The organism is Thauera sp. SWB20 (genome assembly GCF_000831325.1).
Lineage (GTDB): Bacteria > Pseudomonadota > Gammaproteobacteria > Burkholderiales > Rhodocyclaceae > Thauera > Thauera aminoaromatica.
The window spans coordinates 275,083-299,627 of sequence record NZ_JTDM01000015.1; the positions used below are offsets into that span (position 1 = coordinate 275,083).

The window sequence follows — 24,545 nt, forward strand, 5'->3', positions numbered from 1 at the left end:
GCCGCCATGGACGCGAGTCTCTTCACGTCGATGCTGTTCGCCACCGTGGTGGCGGGCACGCCGCTGATCATCGTCGCCCTCGGCCTGCTGGTGAACGAGAAGGCCGGGGTGCTCAACCTCGGCGCCGAGGGCATGATGGCGATGGGCGCGGTCGCCGCCTTCGCCGTCACCCACGAGAGCGGCAACCCGTGGCTGGGCGTGGCCGCCGGCATGGGCGCGGGCATGGCGATGGCGGCGCTCTTCGGCCTGCTCGTGCTCACCCTGATGGCCAATCAGGTCGCCTCCGGCCTGGCCCTGGCGATCTTCGGCGTCGGCCTGGCGGCCTTCGTCGGCAAGCCCTACGAGGCGGTGGCGCTGCAGGCGGTGCCGCCGATCCGCATCCCCTTCATCGCCGACCTGCCGCTGATCGGCGAAGCGCTCTACAACCAGCAGGCGCTGGTGTATTTCTCCTGGGCGCTGTTCTGGGGCCTGCTGTGGTTCCTGCACCGCAGCCGCGCCGGGCTGGTGCTGCGCGCGGTGGGCGAGTCGCCCGCGTCGGCGCACGCGATCGGCTACCCGGTGATCCGCATCCGTTACCTGGCGGTGCTGTTCGGCGGCGCCATGGCCGGCATCGGCGGCGCCTTCCTGTCGGTGTTCTACACGCCGATGTGGGCCGAGGGCATGGTCGCCGGGCGTGGCTGGATCGCGCTCGCGCTGGTGGTGTTCGCGACCTGGCGGCCGCTGCGGGTGATGGTCGGGGCCTATCTCTTCGGTGGCGTGATGGTCACCCAGCTCTTCATCCAGGGCTCGGGGCTGCAGATCGACTTCCCCTCGCAGCTGCTGTCGTCCCTGCCCTACTGGGCGACCATCGTGGTGCTGGTGGCGATCTCGCGCAACGGCAACACGATCCGGCTCAACTCGCCGGTCTCGCTCGGCAAGCCCTACCGGCCCGAGGCCTGACGCCTTTCGCCGCGACCGCGGCGGCTCGGCAGCCCTCCAGCGCGGGACAACCCATCTCGGGTCGCGCGTGACGCAGTCGGCAGCAGCCGGGCGGAGCGCGGGCTAGCATCTGCGGCATCCGAACACGCTCCGGCGCAGGTCCGCCTGCCCGTACCCGCCCGATGATCCTCGACCTGCTCCAGGCCACCGCCCTGCTGCTCGCCCTCTGCCTGCTGCAGGGCGGTTTGGCACGCCGCTGCGCGCACGGCGGCCCGGCATTCGCGGTCGGGTCCGGGCTGATCTACGGGCTGGCCTGCATCGCCGGCATGATGATGCCGATCACGCTGGCGCCCGGCGTCATCGTGGATCCGCGCTCGGTGGTGCTGAGCGTGGGCGCACTCTTCGGCGGTCCGCTCGCCGGCGCCGTGGCCGGCCTGGCCGCCGCAGCCTATCGCATCTGGCTGGGCGGCAGCGGCGTCTTCATCGGCGTGACGACGATCACGCTGGCGGTGCTGCTCGGCCTCGCCTTCCGCCTCGGCGCCGCGCGCGGCTGGCTGCGGCCGGCGCCGCTGCAGCTCTTCCTCTTCGGCGTATTCACCCACGCCACCAGCCTGCTGCTGATCGCAACGGTCCCCAACCAGTCCCTCGCCGGTCTCTTCGCCAACCTCGGCCTGCCCTACCTGCTGCTGATGGGGGCCGCCACGCTGCTGCTCGGCGCCTTGCTGCGCGACCTCGAGCAGCGCCGCGCGACCGAACGCGCGCTGGCGGCGAGCGAGGCGCGCCTGCGCGCGATCACCGCGGCCATCCCCGACCTGGTCTTCGTGGTCGACGAGGACGGCCGCTACCTCGAGGTCATCACCCGCCAGGAAAACCTGCTCGCCGCACCGCCCGAGCAGGTGATCGGTCGACGCTCCGAGGACGTGCTGCCCGCGGGACCGGCCGCCGTGCTGCGCGAGGCGCTGGAGCAAGCCCTGGCCAGCCCGGAGCGGACCTGCGCCCGCTATGCGCTCGACACGCCCGCCGGCCACCGCGAATTCCAGGCCTGGATCCAGGCCATCGACGCCCCGATCGGCGGGCGCCGCGCGGCGGCCATCCTGGTGCAGGACATCACGCCCAACGTGGCCGCCGAGGAGCGCATCCGCAAGCTCGCCTACTACGACCCGCTCACCACGCTGCCCAACCGCCGCCTGCTCGTCGAGCGCCTCGGCCACGCGATCGCCACCAATGCGCGCACCGGCCTGCACGGCGCGCTGATGTTCATCGACCTGGACGACTTCAAGGACATCAACGACCTGCTCGGCCACCACAACGGCGACGTGCTGCTGCGCGAGGCCGGTGCACGCCTGCGCGGCGTGGTGCGCGAATCCGACACGGTGGCACGCTTCGGCGGCGACGAGTTCGTGGTCCTGCTCGAGCTGCTCGCCGAATCTGCCGACGAGGCCTTGCTCGCTGCGCGTCAGGTCGCGGACAAACTGCTCGAACAGCTCGGCCATCCCTACCGTCTCGACGGACGAGACCGCAAATGCACTGCGAGCCTGGGCCTGGTGATCTTCAACGGCCACGAGCACACGGCCGACGAACTGATGCAGCGCGCCGACCTGTCGATGTACGAGGCCAAGCGCTCGGGCAAGAACACGGCCCGCGTCTTCGATCCGCACATGCGTACCGAGCTGGCCGACCGGCTCGCGCTGGAGACCGAGCTGCGCGGCGCGATCGGCACCGGCGCGTTCCTGCTCCACCTGCAGCCCCAGCTCGATGCCGGCGGACGCCTGATCGGCGCCGAGGCCCTGCTGCGCTGGAACCGCGAGGGGCACGGACCGACCCCGCCCGCCCTGTTCATCCCGATCGCCGAGCAGGCGGGCCTGATGCCTGCGCTCGGACGCGAGGCGATGGCGCTCGCCTGCGAGGAACTCGCACGCTGGGTCGCGCTCCCCGGCGCCGACGGCCTGGTGATGGCGGTCAACGTCAGCGCCGCCCAGCTCTACGAGCCCGGTTTCGTCGAGGAGGTGCTCGCGCTGCTGGCGCGCACCGGCGCCCCCGCCGAGCGGCTCAAGCTCGAGCTCACCGAATCGCTGCTGCTCACCGACATCGAGCGTGCCATCGAGGCCATGACCCGCCTGCGCGAGATGGGCATCCGCTTCTCGATCGACGACTTCGGCACCGGCTACTCCTCGCTCGGCTACCTGCAGCGCCTGCCGCTCGACGAGCTCAAGATCGACCGCACCTTCGTCCGCGACCTGCCCGCCAACGCCAGCAGCCTGGCGATCGTGCGCACCATCATGGCACTCGCCGACACCCTGCGCATCCGCGTCGTCGCCGAGGGCGTGGAAACCTCCGCACAGCACGCCTGCCTGCTCGACAACGGCTGCGACGCCTTCCAAGGCTTCCTGTTCGCCCGCCCCGAGGCGGTGGAGAGCTTCCGCGCACGGATGTCCGCGACGGACGCCTTGCACGGGAGCGGCGCGCAGCCCCGGGGCGGGGCAGATCGCGACCGATGAACGATCCGCACCCGGCACAGCGCGCCACCGTGAGCCTCCCTGCCCCGACGCCAGCCTTGCCCCCCTCCGCGGCAGCGATCGAGCTTTTCATCGAGGCCTGCCCGTTCGCGGTCATCGAGTGGGGCCGCGACATGCGCGTCCTGCGCTGGTCGCCCGAGGCCGAGCGGGTTTTCGGCTGGTCCGCTGCGGAGGTGCTCGGCAGGCGCCCCAACGAATGGAGCTTCACCCATCCGGACGACGCGGCGGCGGTCAAGCGCGCGATCGGCCAGGCCATCACCGCGGACGGTCCCACGCCGCCGGTGATCGGCCGCAACTTCACGCGCGACGGCCGCCTGCTGCATTGCGAATGGCACAACCGGGCGAACCGCGACCCGCAAGGCCGGCTCGTCTCGCTGCTCTCTTTCGCGAAGGACCTCACCCGACAGCTCGAGGCCGAGCGCGCGCGCGACCTCAGCGAAGCCCGCTACGCGCACATCTTCAACAACAGCCACGCGGTGATGCTGATCCTCGACCCGGAGAGCGGTCGCATCCTCGACGCCAACCCCGCCGCGGAGGAGTTCTACGGCTGGTCCAGGGAAACGCTGCAGACGATGCAGATCGGGGACATCAACACCCTGTCCCCGCAGGCGCTGCTCGTCGAACTGAAGGCGGCCCATGCGGAAGAGCGCAAGCACTTCGAGTTCCGCCATCGCCGCGCCGACGGCTCCGTCCGCGACGTCGAGGTCCACAGCGGACCGACCGAGGACGGCAACCGCTCCATGGTCTTCTCGATCGTGCACGACATCACCGAGCGCAAGCAGGCCGAAGCGTTGTCGCGACGCTGGGAGCGCTTCTTCCGCCTGTCGAACCTCGGCCTCGCGATGCACGACGTGTCCGACAACACGATCATCGACGTCAATGCCACCTATGCGAGCCAGCACGGCTACTCGATCGAGGAGCTGCGCGGCATGCGGATCGACGAACTTTACCCCGAGGACGAGCGCGAGCAACTCCATGCTCACCTCGCCGAGGCCGATCGCATCGGCAACGCCAGTTTCGAGACCGTTCACCTGCGCAAGGACGGCAGCCGGCTGCCGCTCGTGATCGGAGTGACCGCCCTGCTCGACGACCGCGGCCGCGCCGTCGCGCGCTTCGCATTCGGACTCGACATCAGCGCGCGCAAGGCGGCCGAGGATGAGCTGCGCAAGCTGTCGCGCGCCGTCGAGGAGAGCCCGGAGAGCATCGTCATCACCAACACCCGGGCCGAGATCGAGTACGTCAACCAGGCCTTCATCGACAAGACCGGCTATTCCCGTGCCGAGGCCATCGGCCAGAACCCGCGCCTGCTGCAGTCCGGACGCACCACCCCGGCCACCTATGCGGACCTGTGGAACACGCTCACCCACGGCCGCTCCTGGCAGGGCGAGTTCTTCAACCGCCGCAAGGACGGCAGCGAGTACCTCGAGCGCGTGACGATCACGCCGATCCACGACGAAAGCGGGCACATCACCCACTACGTCGCGGTCAAGCAGGACATCACCGCGCAACGGCGCATGGAAGAGGAACTGCTGCGCTACCACGAACACCTCGAGGGCCTGGTCGAGAGCCGGACGGCCGAACTGCAGCACGCACTCGATGCGGCCAACATCGCCAGCCGCGCAAAGAGCGAGTTCCTCACCACGATGAGCCACGAGATCCGCACGCCGATGAACGGGGTGATCGGCCTGCTCGACGTGCTGAGCCATTCGCAGCTCTCCACGGAACAGGTCGAGATGGTCGGCATCATGCGCGAATCCGCCGAGACCCTGCTGCGGCTGATCGACGACATCCTCGACTTTTCCAGGATCGAGTCGGGCAATCTCGAGCTCGACGTCGGCCCCGCATCGATCCCCGACCTGATCGCGCGTGTCGTCGGCATCCTGCAGACGGTCGCGAACCGCAAGTCGGTCCGGCTGAGTACCCGCATCGACCCCGACGTGCCCGCGGTCGTACGCACCGACGCGCTGCGCCTGCAGCAGATCCTGTGCAACCTCGTCGGCAACGCGGTGAAGTTCTCCTCCGGCCTCGACCGCCCCGGCCGCGTCGAGATTCGCGTCGAGACCGCCGGCGCAGGCCGGATCCGCTTCATGGTCACCGACAACGGCATCGGCATCGCCCCCGAGGCGATCGAAAAGATCTTCGACCCCTTCTCGCAAGCCGAATCCAGCACCACCCGCCGCTTCGGCGGCAGCGGACTCGGACTGTCGATCTGCACGCGCCTCGTGCGCATGATGAAGGGCCGGATGGAGGTGAACAGCCTTCCCGGGCGTGGCAGCCGCTTCGTGGTCACGCTCCCGCTTGCCGCGACCAACGGCTCGGCCACGCGCAGCGAGCCAGCCCGCAGCACGGCGCTCGCTCGCCCCTCGCCCACCCCGCCGCTTGCGACACCCGGAGCCGGCGAGGCCGGTCGCCGCATCCTCGTCGCCGAGGACAACGACATCAATCGTCGCGTCATCGCGCGACAGCTCGCACTCCTCGGGCTGCAATGCGACACCGCCGAGGATGGCTTCGAGGCACTCGAGCGCTGGCGGCAGGGTCAATACAGCCTGCTGCTGACCGATCTCCACATGCCCGGGATGGACGGCTACGAACTCACGGCGAGGATCCGCAGCGAGGAAGCGCCGGGCCGGCGTACGCCGATCGTGGCGGTCACCGCAAACGCCCTGCGCGGAGAGAAGGAGCGCTGCATCGACGCCGGCATGGACGACTTCATCCTCAAGCCGGTACAGGTTGCGGCGCTGCAGGAGGTGCTCGCGCGCTGGCTGCAACCGGACACCGAGCAGCGGACTCCCGCCGGCACCGCGCCGGCAGCCCCGGCGGCGCCCCCTACGGTGTTCGATCCGCAGGCCTTGCCGGGACTGATCGGCAACGATGCGGCGCTGATCGCGGAGTTTCTCGGCGAATACCGGCTCTCCGCATGCGACACCGTGCGCAGCATCCGCAAGGCGTGCGAGGACGGCGACTGGCGCCGGGCCGGCGAGCTCGCCCACCGCCTGAAGTCCTCCTCGCGCTCGGTCGGCGCCATGCAGCTCGGCGAAATCTGCGCCGCGCTCGAACAGGCCGGTCGCGACGACGATGGCGACCAAGTGCAGCGCCAGGGCGGGCTGCTCGAGGCGGCCCTGGCAGCCACGCTCACCGCGATGCAAGGCACACAGGCCGCAGGAGTTCCGCCTGCGCGTGGCGATACCCCCCGGCCTGGGTAGCCGCTAGAATACGGATCCCACCGACAGAGCCGGAACCGATGAACCTCGAGACCCTCAAGGTCTTGGTCGTTACCGACGTCGCGGCCGATGCGGCCCAGATCGCGCGCCTGCTCGCGGACCATTTCGAGCACATCGAGACGTCGACGATCGAGAGCCGCTTCATCGCCGATTTCGAGCGCGTCCAGCCCGACGTCGTGGTGCTGGCCTTCACCAGCCTCGAGCGCGCCGAGCGCTACTCGCTCGGCCTCTATCGTCACAGCGAGGTGGTGCACTCCCTGCCTCACCGCAGCATCGTGCTGTGCGACAAGGACAACGTCCATCGCGCATTCGAGCTGTGCCGCAAGGAGTACTTCGACGACTACGTCCTGTACTGGCCCATGGTGTTCGACACGCCACGCCTGGCCATGTCGGTCCTCATCGCCGGCCGCTCGTTGCAGGCCCAGCGGGACACGCCGAACGCACGCGAGGTCGCCGCGCACGCGCGCTCGATCAGCCAGCTGGAGACCGTGCTGGACGATCGCATCGAGGTCGGTCGCCAGCATGCGGACGCGCTCGAGCGCGCACTTCAGGCAGCGGAAATCGAAGCCTCCAGCGCGCAGCCCCGCCCTGCGGCGCCCGCAGCGCCCTCCAGCGACAGCGCCACCATCCCGGACGCAGGCCTCGACGTCCTGCCCGCATTCACGGACAGCTTCGAGCTCGACGTCGGCGACGTGCCCTCGGGCCTGGATCGGCCGACCCAGTTCGCCGTGACACCGCAAGAAGACGTCATCCAGGAAGCGAAGCTGCGTGTGGACGAGGCGAAAAAGAAGGTGGTGCCGCTCACCGAATGGATCGGCGGGCTCAAGGCGGACGTCAAGCCGCAACTCGATGCGGCTCGCCAACTCGGCGAACTCGCTGGCAGGACACCGCCCCTCATCGTGGTGGTCGACGACGACGCCTTCCAGTGCAAGCTGCTCGAACGCCTGCTCGGCAATTCCGGCTACCGTTCGATCATCGCGCACTCGGGTGCCGAAGCCCTTGCGGTGCTCGGCCGCCAGCCCCCCGATCTCATCCTGATGGATGTCGCGCTGCCCGACTTCAACGGTGTGGAACTCACCCGACGCCTGAAGGCCATCCCGCGTTTTGCGGCCATCCCGGTGGTGATGATCACCGGTCACAGCGAACGCCAGGTTCTCGAAGCCAGCCTCAAGGCCGGTGCGGTGGACTTCCTGGTGAAGCCGTTCGACCGCGAGATCCTGCTGCAGAAGCTCGCTCGCCACCTCGCCCCGTGAGGAGGGCGTTTGAGGGCAAGGCCGGCAGCCGGCAGAATTCGCGTCGACGCGTGAAATATCAACCATCGTCGCCATATCTGGAATATTTACAAGATTCGCCACCTTCAAGATGCCATCCTCTGCCCCGAGCACCGCAGCAATGATCACCGAGATGGAGATCTTCCCGTGGGACAGCAACTTCGCCACCGGCATCGCGGTCATCGATGCACAGCACCAGCAGCTCGTGGCACTGCTGAACCGTCTCGTCACGCATCTCGCCTTCCAATCCGACGCCCCCACGCTCAATTCGGTGTTCGACCAGCTGCGCGATTACGTCGAGGTCCATTTCACCACCGAGGAGGCGCTCTGGCAGGCGCATCTGGGCGAGTACGCCGGCGTCGCGGGCCGCCATGAATCTCACGTCCGTTTCATCGACGAGGTCCTGCGTCTGAAGGCGGAGGAATCCACCAAACCCTTCGAGACGGTGATCGAGAACATCGTCAACTTTCTGACCCGCTGGCTGGCACTGCACATCCTCGAGGCGGACCGCCGCATGGCCCTGGTCGTACACGGCGTGCAGCGCGGATTGACGCTCGAGCAGGCGAGGACGCAAGCCGACGAAACCATGTCGGGTTCGATGCGCGTCCTGGTCGAGACCGTGCTGGTGATGTACGACAAGCTCGCCAACCGCACGATGGCGATGACGCGGGAGATCAACCGTCGCCGCCAGGCGGAAGCCGAACTGCAAAAGGCGCACGAGGCGCTCAAGCGCGCCAAGGAGAACGCGGAAAGTGTCAGCGAGGCGAAATCGTCTTTCCTCGCCAGCATGAGCCACGAGATCCGCACACCGCTCGCTGCAATCCTGGGCATGTCGCACCTGATGCACCAGGAGGAGTTGCCGGCGTCCCAGCGGGAGCGGCTCGACGTGATCGAGAACGCAGGCAGGCACCTGCTCTCGATCATCAACGGCATCCTCGACCTGTCGAAGATCGAAGCGGGGAAGTTCACGCTCGACGAGGCCGCACTCGACCTGCGCGGCGTGGTCGAGGAGGCGATGGCGATGCTCGCCCACCAGGCCGAGGCCAAGGGGCTGAGCCTGCGTGCAGAGTTCGACCTGCCGCCGGGCACCTTCCTCGGCGACGCGACGCGTCTGCGCCAGGCGCTGGTCAACTACCTCATCAACGCGCTGAAATTCACCGAGCGGGGTGGCATCACCGTGCGCTGCAGCGCCAGCGCGGTCGACACGGACGCGGTGGACGTCCGCTTCGTGGTCGAGGACACCGGGCCGGGCATCGCTGCCGCCGAACTGCGGCGTCTGTTCAAGCCCTTCACCCAGACCGAGGCGACCTCGACGGGCGAGCACGGCGGCACCGGGCTCGGGCTGGCGATCACCGCGCGTCTCGCCGAGCTGATGGGCGGGCAGGCGGGCGCCGAGAGCGAGCCTGGTCGCGGCAGTCGATTCTGGTTCACCACGCGCCTGCGCAAGGTGAAGGCCGACGAGGTCGTGGCGCCCACGGGTTCGCCCCTGGAGATCCGCGGCGCGCTCGCCGAGCGGCATGGCGGCGCATGCGTGCTGCTGGCCGACGACGACAAGGTCAATCGGGAAATCGCCCGGGTGCTGCTGTCGCGCGGCGGGCTGGCGCCGGAATGCGCAGCCGACGGAGAAGAGGCCGCGGCGCTCGCCGAACGCTGCAAGCCGGCCCTGATCCTCATGGACATGCAGATGCCGGTTGTCGACGGGATCGCCGCGACGCGCAGGATCCGGACCCAGGACTGGGGGCGCGAGGTGCCGATCATCGCCCTGACGGCCAATGCCTTCGCCGAGGACCGGGTCCGCTGCCTCGAGGCCGGCATGGACGACTTCCTGACCAAGCCGATCATGCCCGCCGTGCTGTACTCGAAGCTGCTCTACTGGCTGGACCGCAGCCGCCGCGAACGCGCGGGTTCCTGATCCTTCCCGCGCAGCCGCGCACCTAGACCCGCGCGCTCGGGCGCTCGGCGATGCGGTCGCGCCAGTCCTGCAGGTTGGCCATGCCCTCGGCGCCGGGCCTGAACCTCATCAGCCCGCGCGCGAACTCGATCGCGCAAAAGGCCGTGATGTCGGCGATGGTGAAGCGCTCGCCGGCGACGAAGGGCTGGCGGCCGAGCTCCTCGTCGAGCCAGCGCGCCACCTCGCGCACCTTCTCGCCCTGCGAGCGGCCGAAATCCTCGAACTGCGGCTGCTCCAGCGGCGCCAGCCCGGGATGGGTGTGGCGGACGCAGTTCATGATGCCGCCGAAGAGGTAGAGCTCGACGCGGCGGTCGGTCATCTCGACGAAGGCACGCTCCTCGAAGCTTTCGCCCATCAGGTTGGGCTCGGGGTAGAGGCCTTCGAGGTAGCTGCAGATCGCCCGCGTCTCGCCGAGGTAGCGGCCGTCGTCGAGTTCCAGCACCGGCACCTTGGCGAGCGGGCTGCGTGCGCGGTGGTCCGAGCTGCGGTGCTCGCCCTTGACGAGGTCGACCGCGACCTCCTCGATGCCGCGGATGCCCTTCTCGGCGATGAACATCTGCACGCGGCGCGGATTGGGCGCCCGGGGTGATACATAGAGCTTCATGGGGTCTCCTGGAATGTCCTGAACCGGCAGGGCCGCGGGGGCCCTCAGACTCCACCGCTGCGCGACTGGCCGGTCTCGACCATGTTGCGCACCTTCGCCGAGAACGCCTTGGCCTGTTCCTCGCCGTCACCGTCGCGGTCGAAGCTGGACGGCGGCATCTCGATGCCGCGCTGCACGGCGGGGCGGGCGCGGATCTGGTCGCGCCAGCGCGCGAGGTCGGGCAGGTCGTCGATCGCCACCCCCGACCAGTTGTGCGTGCGCACCCAGGCCCAGTTGGCGATGTCGGCGATGGAATAGTCGCCGGCGAGGTACTCGTTCTTCGCCAGATGGCCGTCGAGCACGCGGAACAGGCGCTTGACCTCACCCTGGTAGCGGTCGATCGCGGGCTGGATCTTCTCCGGGAAATAGCGGAAGAAGACGTTGGCCTGGCCCATCATCGGGCCGATGCCGCCCATCTGGAACATCAGCCACTGCAGCACGCGCGAGCGCCCCCTGGCGTCTTGCGGCATCAGCCGGCCGGTCTTCTCGGCGAGGTAGATCAGGATCGCGCCCGACTCGAAGACCGCGAAGTCGCCCTCGTCGTGGTCGACGATCGCCGGGATGCGACCGTTGGGGTTGATGGCGAGGAACCAGGGCTCCTTCTGCTCGTTGGCGGACAGGTCGAGCACGCGCAGCGAGTACGCCAGGCCGAGCTCCTCGAGCGCGATCGAGACCTTGTGGCCGTTGGGGGTTGCGGCGGTGTACAGATCGATCATGCGATTCTCCATGGCTGCGGGCCGCGGCCCGTTCTTGCATCATCATCCCGCCCGTGCCGGCCCGGCCGCAAGCAGGCCGCACGTGTGAGCGTCATCACGCATTCCGTATATGCGCTATCGGGCGGCGCGGCTGCGCCGGCGCGGCGCACGCCTCTACACTTTGTCCAGGACGCCTGCGCAGGCATCGCCGGATCCACCGGCCACGAGAATGCAGGACGCCCGCCGGGACACCGCGCTCCGGCACCGACCACACCACCGCAACCGGGAGTTCCCTCGATGAGCTACGAAATCCGCTCGATCCTTTACGCCTCCGACCTGACCCCGCGCTCGCCCGCGGTATTCCGCCACGCCGTGGGCCTGGCGATGAAGTTCAACGCCAAGCTGCACGCCGTCACCGTGACCCTTCCATCGAGCAGCCTGCCCTACGAGGAGTTCCTCAGCGAGGAGAAGATGGACGAGATCAAGCTCGCCGGCCACAAGAAGGCCGAGGCCCTGCTGCGCCATCGCATCGACGTCTTCGCCGAGGCCAACCCCGAGCTCGACGTGAAGAGCGTGCTCGCCAGCGTGCGCGCGCTCGAGGGCGACCCCTCGCGCCGCATCCTCGACGTCGCCAAGCATGTGCTCGCCGACGTGATCGTCATGGGCTCGCGCGGCCACAGCACCATCGGCGAGCTGCTGCTCGGCTCGGTGGCACACAAGGTCACCATGAAGGCCGACATCCCGGTGATGCTGGTGCCGATCGACCGCTGAGCGCTGCGGTGCTTCCTGCGTGGGAGCGACGCAAGTCACGATCCGGCGCATGGAATTCGCACCGCGGCCGATCCAGCGCGGCAATCGCGACTTGCGTCGCTCCTACGTCCCTCCCCGGGCGCTGTGCTTTCTGCGTGGGAGCGACGCGAGTCGCGATCCGGCGCATGGGATTCGCACCGCGGCCGATCCAGCGCGGCAATCGCGACTTGCGTCGCTCCTGCGGCATGGCTCCGGAGCCGCGGCGGTTCGGGGCGCGCCGCGTTCCAGCGCCACAACGGTTTCCGTAGGAGCGACGCAAGTCGCGATCCACCGTTTCCAGAAACACCGCGCTCCTCCGCAGGCACCACGCGGACCGCAAGCCCCCATCCCGCTCACGCATGCGGTGGCGCGATCCTGCGCCCGCAATCCGACAACAGTCGGCGCAGCCAGCGGTGGCCGGTGGAATGGTGGTTGCGCTCGTGCCAGAGCTGGTAGAAGCGCATCGGTGGAAAAGCGATCGGCGAGGGGATGATCGCCAGCGGCAGCAGGTTGGCGTAGAACTGCGCGAAGTGCCGGGTGGTGGTGAACACCAGATCGGTGCCCTGCAGCAGGTAGGGCGCGGCGGTGAAGGACTGCACCGCCACGCGCTCGTCGCGGCTGATGCGCATCGACGCCAGCACGCTGTCGATGACCCCGCGCTGGCTGATCGAATACGGCATCGGCACCACGTGCGCGGCGCGCAGGTAGTCGTCGACGCTCATCCCCTTCTTTGCGCACGGGTGGCTGGCCGCCACCAGGCACACGATCTCGTCCTCGAGCAGCATCGACAGGTGCATGCGGTGCGGCGGCTCGGGCCAGTTGCCGATCACCACGTCCAGGTCCCCTTCCGCGAGCGAGCGCTCGAAGTCGAAGCTCGGCCCCAGCGCGTGCAGGCTCAGGCGCGCCTGCGGCGCCTCGCGGCGGAAGCGCTCGGCCACGCTGGCGACGAACACCGGCGCGAGATAGTCGGGCGAGCCGACGCGGAACTCGTGGCGGGTGCTGTGCGGCTCGAAGGACTCCGGCGCATCGGTCATGCGGTCGATCTCGGCGAGCGCGCCCTTGGCGTGCGACATCAGCGCGAGCGCGCGCTCGGTCGGCACCATGCCGCCCTTCTCCCGCACCAGCAGCGGATCGCCGAGGATCTCGCGCAGACGCTTCAAGGCCGCGCTCACCGCGGGCTGCGACTGGTTCAGGCGCAGCGCGGTGCGCGACACGCTGCGCTCGCTGATCAGGAGCACGAACACGCGCAACAGGTAGGTGTCGAGCGGGTCGTCACTGCGCCGCAGGCTCATGGTGGGTCTCCTCGTCGTTCTTGTGTGGATCCGGGGCGGGAGCGACTGGCCGCCAGCAGACAGATACGCGAGAGCATATATCACATATAAGGACATATGCGTTCCGTTAACACGGACCCGGCTTACACTGCGTCTCACACGATTCCCCCAGCCCCGCACCAGACCAGGAGACAAGCGCATGGGCCGCCTGACCACCCACGTCCTCGACACCGCCCACGGCAAGCCCGGCACCGGCATCGCCGTCACCGTGTACCGACTCGACGGCGAGCGCCGCGAAGTCGCGCGCAGCGTCACCAACCACGACGGCCGCTGCGACAAGCCGCTGCTCGAAGGCGCCGCACTCGAGGCCGGCAAGTACGAGATCGTCTTCGCCGCCGGCGACTACTTCCGCGCGCTGGGCCTGAACCTGCCCGAGCCGCCGTTCGTGGACGAGGTCGCGCTGCGCTTCGGCATCGCCGATGTCGCCGAGCACTACCACGTGCCCCTGCTGGTGTCGCCGTGGAGCTATTCCACCTACCGCGGCAGCTGAACCCGGCGCTTCCACCTCCACACCGAACCGAATCGAGAACAAGAGAACAGACCATGGAAGCCTACCTGCTCGACTGGGCCAACCTGCTGGTCCGCTGGCTGCACCTGATCGCCGGCATCGCCTGGATCGGCGCGTCCTTCTACTTCGTCATGCTGGACAACTCGCTGAAGCCGCCGAAGAACCCGAACGACGCCAAGCGCGGCGTGTTCGGCGAGCTGTGGGCGGTGCATGGCGGCGGCTTCTACCACAGCCAGAAATACCTCACCGGCCCCAAGGGCGAGCCGCTCACCCAGGACCTGCACTGGTCGAAGTGGGAGGCCTACACCACCTGGCTGTCGGGCATGGGCATGATGGCCGTCATCTACTGGATCGGCGCCTCGAGCTACCTGATCGACAGCAGCGTGATGGCGCTCTCGCCTGCCACCGCGGTCGGCATCTCGATCACCTTCCTGGTCGCCGGCTGGGTGTTCTACGACCTGCTGTGCCGCAACATGATCGGCAAGGACGGCGTGCTCGCCGCGATCGTGTTCGTCTTCGTGATGGTGGCGAACTACGTGCTGCACCAGGTGTTCTCTGCCCGCGGCGCCTACATCCACGTCGGCGCCATGCTCGGCACCATGATGGCGGCCAACGTCTTCTTCCACATCATCCCCGGGCAGAAGAAGATGGTCGAGCAGATCCGCCGCGGCGAGCAGGTCGATCCGATGCCGGGCATCGTCGGCAAGCAGCGCTCGGTGCATAACACCTACTTCACGCTGCCGGTGCTGTTCATCATGATCAGCAACCACTACCCGATGACCTACGCCAACGCCAAGGGCTGGCTGGTGCTGGGCGTGCTGATGCTGGCCGGGGTGCTGATCCGCCAGTTCTTCGTACTGCGCCACCGCGGCCAGGTCAAGTGGTGGCTGCCGGCGGCCGGCGTCGCGCTGATCGCGCTGCTGATGGTGCTGATGGCACCGAAGCAGGTCGACGCCGGCGGCGAGAAGGTGAGCTTCGCCACCGTCAAGGCGATCATGGCCCAGCGCTGCATCGCCTGCCACGCCGACAAGCCGACCTTCGAGGGCTTCGCCCAGGCGCCCAAGGGCGTGATGCTGCAGACGCCCGAGCAGATCGCCGCGCACGCCGTGATGAGCGCGCAGACCGTGGCCAGCGGCTACATGCCGCTCGGCAACCTCACCGCCATCACCGAAGAGGAGCGCGAGAAGATCGCCATCTGGTTCGCCCAGGGCGCGCGCACCGCGGACTGAACGACAGGAACAGGACAGGAAGAGACACCATGAGCACCCCCGCCACCGCCCCAACCACCGCCCCCGACCGCCCGGCCGCCGCGCTGGACGCCGCCCTGGATGAACTCTCCCGCCTGGCGCAGGACGCCTTCGTCGCCCGCCTCGAAGGCATCTTCGAGCACTCGCCGTGGATCGCCGAGCGTGCCTGGAGCGCCGGTCCCTTCGCCAGCATCGACGCACTGCACGCCGCGATGTGCCTGGTGGTCGACACCGCCGCCCCCGCCGAGCAGCTCGGCCTCATCTGCGCCCACCCCGAGCTCGCCGGCAAGGAAGCCGAGGAAGGCACGCTGACCACGGCCTCCACCGGCGAGCAGCGCGGCGCCGGGCTCGACCAGTGCAGCAAGGAAGAGCTCCAGCGCCTGCGCCGGCTCAACCAGGACTACCGCGCGCGCTTCGGCTTTCCCTTCGTGGTCGCGGTCAAGGGCCTCACCCGCCACCAGATCCTGGACCGCGTCGAGGCCCGCCTGGCCAACGCGCGCGACGCCGAATTCCGCACCTGCCTGGCCGAGATCGGCAAGATCGCCCGCTTCCGGCTGGATGCGATGTTCGGGACGAACAGCTGAACGGCCGCCGCGAGGGCGCGGGTGGTCGGCATCTCGGCGCGGGAAGCGCGGCTTGCGTCGCTCCTACCACGCGGCGATGCAGGCGAGGTCGGTTTCGTGGGAGCGACGCCAGTCGCGATCAAACGCCCCCGCCCGTGCGAAGCCGACATTCGGCGCCAACTCATCGCCCGGATCGCGACTTGCGTCGCTCCCACACGCCCCCCCAAGGCCGATTGGCCTGTTGAATTCCTGATCGCCTGTCTGGACAGAACACCATGACCTCGAACCCGACCTACCCCCGCGACCTCGTCGGCTACGGCCGCAACCCGCCCCACGCCGACTGGCCAGGCCGCGCCCGCGTCGCCGTGCAGTTCGTCCTCAACTACGAGGAGGGCGGCGAGAACTGCGTGCTGCACGGCGACGCCGGCAGCGAGCAGTTCCTCTCCGAGCTCTTCAATGCCGCGAGCTACCCCGACCGCCACCTGTCGATGGAGGGCATCTACGAGTACGGCTCGCGCGTGGGCGTGTGGCGCTTCCTGCGCGAGTTCGAGCGCCGCGGCCTGCCGCTGACCATCTTCGGCGTGTCGATGGCGCTCGAGCGCCACCCCGAACTCACCGCCGCCTTCAAGGAACTGGGCCACGAGATCGCCTGCCACGGCTGGCGCTGGATCCACTACCAGAACGTGCCCGAGGAGATCGAGCGCGAGCACATGAAGATCGGCATGGAGATCATCGAGCGCCTCACCGGCACGCGCGCGCTGGGCTGGTACACCGGCCGCGACTCCCCGAACACCCGCCGCCTGGTCGCCGACCACGGCGGCTTCCTGTACGACTCGGACTACTACGGCGACGACCTGCCGTTGTGGACCGAGGTGCAGAAGACCAACGGCGAGACCGTGCCGCACCTGGTCGTGCCCTACACCCTCGACACCAACGACATGCGCTTCGCGCTGCCGCAGGGCTTCTCGCACGGCGACGAGTTCTTCGAATACCTGCGCGACGCCTTCGACGTGATGTACGCCGAGGGCGAGGAGCGCCCGGCGATGATGTCGGTCGGCATGCACTGCCGCCTGCTCGGCCGCCCCGGGCGCTTCCGCGCGCTGCAGCGCTTCCTCGACCACATCGAGAAGCACGACCGCGTGTGGGTGTGCCGTCGCGTCGACGTCGCCCGCCACTGGATCGAGCGCCACCCCTACCAAGCGAAGTAAGCCGGGGGGAAATCGGGGACAGACCACGATTTCCCGAGCGACTCCCGGCTCTTTCCCGCCTGCCTCACGACCCGAACCCAAAGGAGAACCCCCATGGCCAGCCACACCCCCGGCGCCCCCGTCTTCGCCCCCGCTGCCGAGCTGCCCGACTGGGCGCTGCGCTCGGTCGACCTCGCCAACCCGCGCCTCGGCGCCAAGGCGATCGCCGCCTCCGACGACTTCTTCGCCGAGGTCGCGCGCATGCTCAACCCCGAACCCGCGCAGTTCGTCCCCGGCAAGTTCGACACCAACGGCAAGTGGATGGACGGCTGGGAGTCGCGCAGGAAGCGCGTCGCCGGCCACGACTGGGCGCTCGTGAAACTCGGCGTCAAGGGCGTGATCCGCGGCTTCGACGTCGACACCTCCCACTTCACCGGCAACTACCCGCCCGCGGTGTCGATCGAGGCCTGCGTGTCCGAGACCGACGACGTCGCCGCCCTGCAGGCGGCCGAGTGGACCGAGATCCTCCCCGCCAGCCCGATGGGCCCCAACAGCCACCACCTTCTCGAGTGCGCCAGCACCGCGGCGTGGACCCACCTGCGCGTGAACATGTACCCCGATGGCGGCATCGCGCGCCTGCGCGTCTACGGCCGCCCGGTGGGCACACTCGCGGCCAAGGCCGCCGGCGGCGAGCTGGTCGACCTGGTAGCGATGGAGAACGGCGGCCGCGCGCTGTCGTGGAACGACGCCAGCTTCGGCTCATCCGCCGCCGCCCTGCTGCTGCCCGGGCGCGGCATGAACATGGGCGACGGCTGGGAGACCCGACGCCGCCGCGAGCCCGGCAACGACTGGTGCGTGCTCGAGCTCGGCGCCCCCGGCACGGTCGAGCGCATCGAGGTCGACACCGCCTTCTTCAAGGGCAACTACCCCGACCGCTGCTCGGTGCAGGCCGCCTACGTCAGCGGCGGCACCGACCGCTCGATCACCACCCAGTCGATGTTCTGGCAGACCCTGCTGCCCGAGCAGAAGCTGGAGATGGACGCGATCCATACCTTTACGGAGCAGGTCGCGAAACTGGGGCCGATCACCCACGTCCGCTTCAACATCTTCCCCGACGGCGGCGTCTCGCGCCTGCGCCTGTGGGGCAAGGTCGAGGCGAAGTGAGACCGGCGGCGGCCGCGCCCGCGCCGCCGCGGATGCCCGCGCCGACCATCGCGACTTGCGTCGCTCCTGCCCGTGCTGCCGAAACCGCCAATCGCGACTTGCGTCGCTCCTACCGGTGCTGCCGGAGCCGCGTCGGTTCTCGTAGGAGCGACGCGAGTCGCGATCCCACCGGTGCTGCCGGAGCCGCGTCGGTTCGCGTAGGAGCGACGCGAGTCGCGATCCCCCCTCTCAGCCCCCTCCGGCGGACACACGCCCCCCAACCGTCACCGAGACCCCGTCATGCGCACCGCTGCCCCCCTCCCGCTCGCCGTCCATCCGCTCACCCGCGAGGCCTTCGCCCCCTATGGCGAGGTCGTCGAGGTCAGCGACGCGGTCCGCCACTTCACCATCAACGCCGGCAACACCGAGCGCTACCACGACCTCGCCAACATCGAGCCCGGGCCCGACGGGCGCGTGATCGTCTCCATCTTCCGCGGCCAGCCGCGCAGCCTGCCCTTCACGGTGCAGATGATGGAGCGCCACCCGCTCGCCTCGCAGGCCTTCGTCCCGATGTCGGGCAAGCCCTACCTCGTCGTCGTCGCCCCCGCCGGCGCGCCGCCCGCGGCAGAGGACCTGAAGGTCTTCCTCGCCCGCGCCGACCAGGGGGTGAACTACGCCACCGGCGTGTGGCACCACCCGCTGCTCGCGCTCGAAGGGGTGTGCGACTTCCTCGTTGTGGACCGCAGCGGCCCGGGACACAACTGCGACGAGGTGCAGCTCGACCGCCCCGGGGTGATCGAAGCCCTGTGAGCGCCGCGGGGTGATCGCAGCGCAAGCGCGGGAATCGCGACTTGCGTCGCTCCTACGACCACCTCCCGAGGCGCGGCGGTTCGTGTGGGAGCGACGCAAGTCGCGATCCGGCGTGTCCCGAGACGCGGGGGTTTTCGTGGGAGCGACGCAAGTCGCGATGCGGCGCCCGAGAGACCGCCTTCGCCCTTCCGCCGCAGGCTCCCGCTCTCCTTCCCCTGCCCCACCACGCCTCCCCCTCCCCGCACACACCATACGGATCCCCTGATCCGTCCTATAAGCCCATAAGGGTTTCCATATCACGGCGCGATCCTAGACTGGACTCATCGGTCCATAACGACAAGGAGACGCCACGATGTCCGATCAAACCCGCACGAGCCGGCCGCTCGAACTCGACCCGGTAGACCAGTGCCCGCCCGGCGGGCGCCTGTTCACCCTCGCCCTGCAGCACGTGCTGGTGATGTACGCCGGCGCGATCGCGGTCCCGCTGATCGTCGGCGGCGCGCTCAAGCTGCCCAAGGACCAGATCGCCTTTCTCATCAACGCCGACCTGCTGTGTTGCGGCCTGGTCACCATCATCCAGGCGCTCGGAGTCGGCCGCTTCGGCATCCGCCTGCCGATCATGATGGGCGTCACCTTCGCCGCGGTCGGGCCGATGGTGGCGATGGCGGGCAACCCCGCGCTCGGCATCAACGCCATCCTCGGCGCGGGCATCGCCGCCGGCCTCTTCGGCATCCTGTTCGCGCCCCTGGTGGCGCGCGCGCTGCCGCTGTTCCCGCCCGTGGTCACCGGCTCGATCATCGCGGTGATCGGCCTCTCGCTGATGCCGGTGGCGATCAACTGGTCGGCCGGCGGCCAGCCGCGCATCCGCGACGCGGCGACCGGACTGATGGTGGACAACCCCGCCTACGGTGCCCCGGAATACCTCGCCATCGCCGCCATCGTGCTGGTCGTGGTGCTGGCGATCACCCGCTACGGTCGTGGCTTCCTGTCCAACGTGGCGGTGCTGGTCGGCATGGGCGTGGGCTTCGCGATCGCGATCGCGCTCGGCAAGGTCGGCTTCGACGGCCTCGCCGACGCGCCCTGGGTGTCGATCGTGACGCCGCTGCACTTCGGCGCGCCGATCTTCGACCCGATCTCGATCGCCACCATGTGCCTGGTGATGGTGGTCGTGATGGTCGAGTCGCTCGGCATGTTCCTCGCGCTCGGCGAGCTCACCGGCCGCCGGCTGTCGCGCGACGACCTCACCCGCGGCCTGCGCACCGACGGCCTCGGCACCCTGATCGGCGGCTTCCTGAACACCTTCCCGCACACCAGCTTCTCGCAGAACGTCGGCCTGGTCGGCGTCACCGGCGTCAAGAGCCGCTGGGTGTGCGTGGCGGGCGGCGCGATCCTGATGGCCTTCGGCCTCTTCCCCAAGATGGCGCTGATCATCGCCTCGGTGCCGCAGTACGTGCTCGGCGGCGCCGGCCTGGTGATGTTCGGCATGGTCGCCGCCACCGGCATCAAGATCCTGCTCGCGGCCAACCTGCGCAACAACCGCTTCAACCTCTACATCGTCGCGCTGTCGGTGGGCGCCGGCATGATCCCGATGGTGGCGCCGAAGTTCTTCCAGCAGATGCCGCACGCGCTCGAACCCCTGCTGCACAGCGGCATCCTGCTCGCGGCGATCACCGCGGTGACGCTCAACCTCTTCCTCAACGGCGGCCGCCGCAGCGCCAGCGCCGAGGCGATCGAGCCGGCGCTGGCGCACTGAGGCGGCGCCGAACGCGCTACCATCTTCGGGCCTGCGCCCCCGGGATCCGAAGATGGACAGCCAGACGATACGCATCCTGCTCGACGGCGAGGCGGTGTCGATCACCGACCTCGCCCCCACCACCAGCCTGCTCGCCTGGCTGCGCGGCGCGCGCGGCCTCGTCGGCACCAAGGAAGGCTGCAACGAGGGCGACTGCGGCGCCTGCACCGTGGTGGTGGGCGAGCTCGCCGACGACCCCGCGGACGCGCCGCGCCTGTACGCGGTCAACGCCTGCATCCGCTTCCTGGCCACGCTCGACGGCAAGGCGGTGTTCACCGTCGAACACCTGCGCAGCCTCGCCGGTGGCGCCCTGCACCCGGTGCAGCAGGCGATGGTCGATTGCCACGGCTCGCAATGCGGCTTCTGCACCCCCGGCTTCACGATGTCGCTGTGGGCGCTGTACGAGGACCGTCACGCGCAGGGCGAGGCCGCCGCGGATCCCGCCCGCATCCGCAGCGCGCTCGCCGGCAACCTGTGCCGCTGCACGGGCTATCGGCCGATCGTGGAGGCCGGCGAGCGCATGTTCGACGCCCCGTCGCGCCTGCTCGACCGCGATCGCCTGCGCACCGCCCTGCTCGCGCTGCGCCGCGACGACACGCTCGATTTCGGCCACGAGGGCGGCCGCTTCGTCGCCCCGCGCAGCGTGGACGAACTCCTCGCCCTGCGCAGCCGCCACCCCGCGGCCACCCTGCTCGCCGGCGGCACCGACATCGGCCTGTGGGTCAACAAGGGCCTGCGCCGGCTCGACACCCTGATCCACACCGGCGAGGTCGCCGCCCTGCGCGCGATCGTGCCGCACGCCGGCGGCCTGCGCATCGGCGCAGCGGCTTCGCTCACGGCCGCCTTCGCCGCGCTCGTCCGCCTGCACCCGGAGCTGGCCGAGCTGCGGGAGCGCTTCGCCTCGCCGCCGGTGCGCAACGCCGGCACGCTCGGCGGCAACGTCGCCAACGGCTCGCCGATCGGCGACTCGATGCCCGCGCTGATCGCGCTCGGCGCGCGCGTGGTGCTCGCGAGCGTGCGCGGCCGGCGCAGCCTGGCGCTGGAGGACTTCTATCTCGACTACATGAAGAAGGACCTCGCCGCCGACGAGATCGTCGAGGCGATCGAACTGCCGCCGCCCGCACCCGCGCGACGCTTGCGCAGCTGGAAGCTGGCCAAGCGCTTCGACTCCGACATCTCCGCGGTATGCGCCGGCTTCGCGCTCGAGCTGCGCGCGGGCCGGATCCACGCTCCGCGCATCGCCTTCGGCGGCATGGCGGCGACGCCCAGGCGCGCCACCGCCACCGAGGCCGCGCTCGCCGGCCGGCCCTGGGACGAAGCCGCGCTCGCCGCCGCACAGTGCGCGCTCGAACACGACTTCGCCCCGCTCGACGACCTGCGCGCGAGCGCCGGCTACCGCCGCCGCGCCGCCGCCGGCCTGCTCGCGCGCTTCTTCCTCGAGACCCGCCCCGACGCGCCGCTCGCCGCGGCGCAGACGCGCGCCTTCGCCGCGGAAGATCTCGCCGGCGGCGGGCGCTGAGGAGAACGTGATGAACGAGCCGATCGAGCCCACCTCGTCACCGCCGGCATCCGCCCCCCCCGCCGGCCAGCCGCATCCGCACGAGTCCGCCCACCTGCACGTGGCCGGCGAGGCCACCTACGTCGACGACCTCCCCGAACCCGCCGGCACCGCACACGCGGCGCTCGGCCTGTCGACGCAGGCGCACGCGCGCATCGTGGCGATGGACTTCGGCGCGGTGCTCGCGGCGCCCGGCGTGCTCGGCGTGCTGGTGGCCGCCGACATTCCGGGACGCAACGACTGCGGGCCGATCGTGCACGACGACCCCATCCTCGCCGCAGGCGAAGTGCACTACGTCGGCCAGCCGATCTTCGCGGTGATCGCCGACGAGCGCGACGCCGCGCGCCGCGCCGCGCGCCTCGCCCGCATCGACTACGCACCGCTGCCGGCGCGGCTCGACCCGCTGGAGGCCGCATGCGCGGGCGAGCTCGTGCTGCCGCCGATGCGCCTCATGCGTGGCGACGTCGATGCGGCGCTGGCCGCGGCGCCGCATCGCGTGGAGGGGCGATGGCAGGTCGGCGGCCAGGAGCACTTCTACCTCGAAGGCCAGGTCGCGCTCGCCCAGCCGCGCGAGGACGGCTGCATGCAGGTGTGGTGTTCCACCCAGCACCCGAGCGAGATGCAGCAGGTGGTGGCGCACTGCCTGGGCATCGCCGCCCACCGCGTGGTCGTGGAGATGCGCCGCATGGGCGGCGGCTTCGGCGGCAAGGAGTCGCAGTCGGCGCTGTTCGCCTGCGTGGCGGCGCTGGCGGCGGCGAGATTTCGCCGCGCGATCAAGCTGCGCCCCGATCGCGACGACGACATCGCCATCACCGGCAAGCGCCACGACTTCCACTACGACTACACCGTCGGTCACGACGAAGAGGGCCGCCTCCTCGCGCTGCGCGTCGACATGGTCGCGCGCGCGGGCTGCTCCGCCGACCTCAGCGGCCCGGTCGCCACGCGCGCGCTCTGCCATGTCGACAACGCCTACCACCTGCCGGCGGCCGACCTCCGTGCCCGGCTCGCGCGCACCCACACCCAGTCCAACACCGCCTTCCGCGGCTTCGGCGGACCGCAGGGCGCGATCCTCGCCGAGTGGGTGATCGACGGCATCGCGCGCACGCTCGGGCGCGATCCGCTCGACGTGCGCCGCGCCAACTTCTACGGCGGCCCGGGGCGCGACACCACGCCCTACGGCCAGGTGGTCGCCGACAACGTGCTGCACGCGCTGGTCGACGAACTCGAAGCGAGCAGCGACTACCGCGCCCGCCGCGCCGAGATCGCCGCCTTCAACGCCGCCGCTCCGGTGCTGCGGCGCGGGCTGGCACTCACCCCGGTGAAGTTCGGCATCTCCTTCAACCTCACCCACCTGAACCAGGCCGGCGCGCTGGTGCATGTGTATGCCGACGGCTCGGTGCTGGTAAACCACGGCGGTACCGAGATGGGCCAGGGCCTGCACACCAAGGTCTGCCAGGTGGTCGCCGCCGAGCTCGGCATCGCGCTCGAGCGCGTGCGCGCCACCGCCACCGACACCAGCAAGGTGGCCAACACCTCGGCCACCGCGGCCTCCACCGGCGCCGACCTCAACGGCCAGGCCGCGGCCGCCGCCGCGCGCACGATCCGCATGCGCCTGGCGGAGTTCGCACTGCGCCGCTTCGCCGAGGGGGGCGAGGGGGGCCAAGGCGAAGACCGCGGCGATGCGCGCCCAGGCCGCCGGCCCGCCGACCCGGCCGCGGTGCGCTTCGCCGACGGCCAGGTGTACGTCGGTGCACACACGATCCCCTTCGCCGAGCTCGTCGGCGCGGCCTACCGCGCCCGCGTGCAGCTGTGGTCCGACGGCTTCTACGCCACGCCCGGACTGCACTGGGACGCGGCCACGCTCACCGGCCACCCCTTCCATTACTTCGCCTACGGCGCGGCGGTGTCCGAGGTGGTGGTCGACACGCTCACCGGCGAATGGCGCCTGCTGCGCGCCGACCTGCTGCACGACGCCGGCAGCTCGATCAACCCGGCGATCGACCGCGGCCAGGTCGAGGGCGCCTTCATCCAGGGCATGGGCTGGCTCACCATGGAAGAGCTGTGGTGGAACGCCGAGGGCCGCCTGATGACCCACGCGCCTTCCACCTACAAGATCCCCGCCGCGCACGACTGCCCGGCGGACCTGCGCGTGCGCCTGTTCCACAACCCCAACCGCGCCGACACCCTCCTGCGCTCCAAGGCGGTCGGCGAACCGCCGCTGCTGCTCGGTTTCTCGGTCTTCTTCGCGCTGCGCGACGCCATCGCCGCCGCCGGCGACGGCCACAGCAACCCGCCCCTGCGCGCACCCGCCACCCCCGAGGCCATCCTCGACGCGCTCGACGCGGTGCGCCGGCGCCCGACGCCCGACGCCCGACGCCCGACGCCTCCCATCTGACGCCTGA

The 24,545-nt window shown here is 69.9% G+C and carries 18 protein-coding genes; 15 read left to right on the forward strand and 3 right to left on the reverse strand.

The window, feature by feature from the left end:
* Positions 1–6: 6 nt before the first annotated feature.
* The 5 genes from PO78_RS07325 to PO78_RS07345 all read left to right on the forward strand — a co-directional run bounded on the left by PO78_RS07325 (position 7) and on the right by PO78_RS07345 (position 9,838).
* The gene (locus PO78_RS07325; protein WP_004304738.1) at positions 7–939 is read left to right on the forward strand and encodes an ABC transporter permease; all 933 of its coding nucleotides are present in this window, start codon (positions 7–9) and stop codon (positions 937–939) included.
* Positions 940–1,100: 161 nt separating this feature from the next.
* Positions 1,101–3,416, forward strand: a complete 2,316-nt coding sequence (locus tag PO78_RS07330; RefSeq protein ID WP_043742918.1) for a putative bifunctional diguanylate cyclase/phosphodiesterase — start codon at positions 1,101–1,103, stop codon at positions 3,414–3,416.
* Positions 3,413–6,637, forward strand: coding sequence for a PAS domain S-box protein (locus tag PO78_RS07335; protein ID WP_043742919.1), 3,225 nt, complete (start codon positions 3,413–3,415; stop codon positions 6,635–6,637). The genes PO78_RS07330 and PO78_RS07335 overlap by 4 nt, the downstream gene beginning before the upstream one ends.
* Before the next feature lie 38 nt (positions 6,638–6,675).
* Positions 6,676–7,908 (forward strand): response regulator, encoded by a 1,233-nt coding sequence (locus PO78_RS07340; protein ID WP_004304744.1) that lies wholly within the window; start codon positions 6,676–6,678, stop codon positions 7,906–7,908.
* Between the two features lie 139 nt (positions 7,909–8,047).
* The gene (locus PO78_RS07345) at positions 8,048–9,838 is read left to right on the forward strand and encodes a bacteriohemerythrin (RefSeq protein WP_043742920.1); all 1,791 of its coding nucleotides are present in this window, start codon (positions 8,048–8,050) and stop codon (positions 9,836–9,838) included.
* 22 nt (positions 9,839–9,860) lie between these two features.
* Here the strand turns inward: PO78_RS07345 and PO78_RS07350 are convergent, their stop codons facing one another.
* Entirely contained in the window at positions 9,861–10,481 is a 621-nt protein-coding gene (locus PO78_RS07350) for a glutathione S-transferase family protein (protein ID WP_004304748.1), read from the reverse strand.
* A gap of 44 nt (positions 10,482–10,525) precedes the next feature.
* Positions 10,526–11,236, reverse strand: coding sequence for a glutathione S-transferase family protein (locus tag PO78_RS07355; protein WP_012584976.1), 711 nt, complete (start codon positions 11,234–11,236; stop codon positions 10,526–10,528).
* 276 nt (positions 11,237–11,512) lie between these two features.
* On the opposite strand from PO78_RS07355, the gene PO78_RS07360 reads away from it, so the two are divergent.
* Positions 11,513–11,986: a universal stress protein gene (locus tag PO78_RS07360; protein ID WP_004304752.1), complete on the forward strand. Its 474-nt coding sequence runs from the start codon at positions 11,513–11,515 to the stop codon at positions 11,984–11,986.
* A gap of 371 nt (positions 11,987–12,357) precedes the next feature.
* Here the strand turns inward: PO78_RS07360 and PO78_RS07365 are convergent, their stop codons facing one another.
* The gene (locus tag PO78_RS07365; RefSeq protein ID WP_043742921.1) at positions 12,358–13,296 is read right to left on the reverse strand and encodes a LysR family transcriptional regulator; all 939 of its coding nucleotides are present in this window, start codon (positions 13,294–13,296) and stop codon (positions 12,358–12,360) included.
* A 178-nt stretch (positions 13,297–13,474) separates the two neighbouring features.
* Here PO78_RS07365 and uraH point away from each other — a divergent pair, with 178 nt between their 5' ends.
* The 9 genes from uraH to xdhB all read left to right on the forward strand — a co-directional run bounded on the left by uraH (position 13,475) and on the right by xdhB (position 24,538).
* A complete protein-coding gene (gene uraH, locus PO78_RS07370) occupies positions 13,475–13,825 on the forward strand; it encodes a hydroxyisourate hydrolase (RefSeq protein ID WP_043742923.1) in 351 nt (116 codons plus the stop codon).
* Positions 13,826–13,878: 53 nt separating this feature from the next.
* Complete coding sequence (locus PO78_RS07375; RefSeq protein ID WP_043742925.1) at positions 13,879–15,072, forward strand: urate hydroxylase PuuD; 1,194 nt, start codon at positions 13,879–13,881, stop codon at positions 15,070–15,072.
* A 29-nt stretch (positions 15,073–15,101) separates the two neighbouring features.
* Positions 15,102–15,674 (forward strand): 2-oxo-4-hydroxy-4-carboxy-5-ureidoimidazoline decarboxylase, encoded by a 573-nt coding sequence (uraD, locus tag PO78_RS07380; RefSeq protein ID WP_043742927.1) that lies wholly within the window; start codon positions 15,102–15,104, stop codon positions 15,672–15,674.
* 254 nt (positions 15,675–15,928) lie between these two features.
* A complete protein-coding gene (puuE, locus tag PO78_RS07385) occupies positions 15,929–16,861 on the forward strand; it encodes an allantoinase PuuE (RefSeq protein WP_043742929.1) in 933 nt (310 codons plus the stop codon).
* Between the two features lie 93 nt (positions 16,862–16,954).
* Positions 16,955–18,004 (forward strand): allantoicase, encoded by a 1,050-nt coding sequence (alc, locus tag PO78_RS07390; protein WP_043742931.1) that lies wholly within the window; start codon positions 16,955–16,957, stop codon positions 18,002–18,004.
* A 279-nt stretch (positions 18,005–18,283) separates the two neighbouring features.
* On the forward strand, positions 18,284–18,793 hold the full coding sequence (locus tag PO78_RS07395; RefSeq protein ID WP_043742933.1) for an ureidoglycolate lyase: 510 nt from the start codon (positions 18,284–18,286) through the stop codon (positions 18,791–18,793).
* 352 nt (positions 18,794–19,145) lie between these two features.
* The gene (locus PO78_RS07400; protein ID WP_043742934.1) at positions 19,146–20,546 is read left to right on the forward strand and encodes a nucleobase:cation symporter-2 family protein; all 1,401 of its coding nucleotides are present in this window, start codon (positions 19,146–19,148) and stop codon (positions 20,544–20,546) included.
* A gap of 52 nt (positions 20,547–20,598) precedes the next feature.
* The gene (gene xdhA / locus PO78_RS07405; protein WP_012584974.1) at positions 20,599–22,104 is read left to right on the forward strand and encodes a xanthine dehydrogenase small subunit; all 1,506 of its coding nucleotides are present in this window, start codon (positions 20,599–20,601) and stop codon (positions 22,102–22,104) included.
* Between the two features lie 10 nt (positions 22,105–22,114).
* Positions 22,115–24,538 (forward strand): xanthine dehydrogenase molybdopterin binding subunit, encoded by a 2,424-nt coding sequence (gene xdhB, locus PO78_RS07410; RefSeq protein WP_043742936.1) that lies wholly within the window; start codon positions 22,115–22,117, stop codon positions 24,536–24,538.
* Positions 24,539–24,545 lie beyond the last annotated feature (7 nt).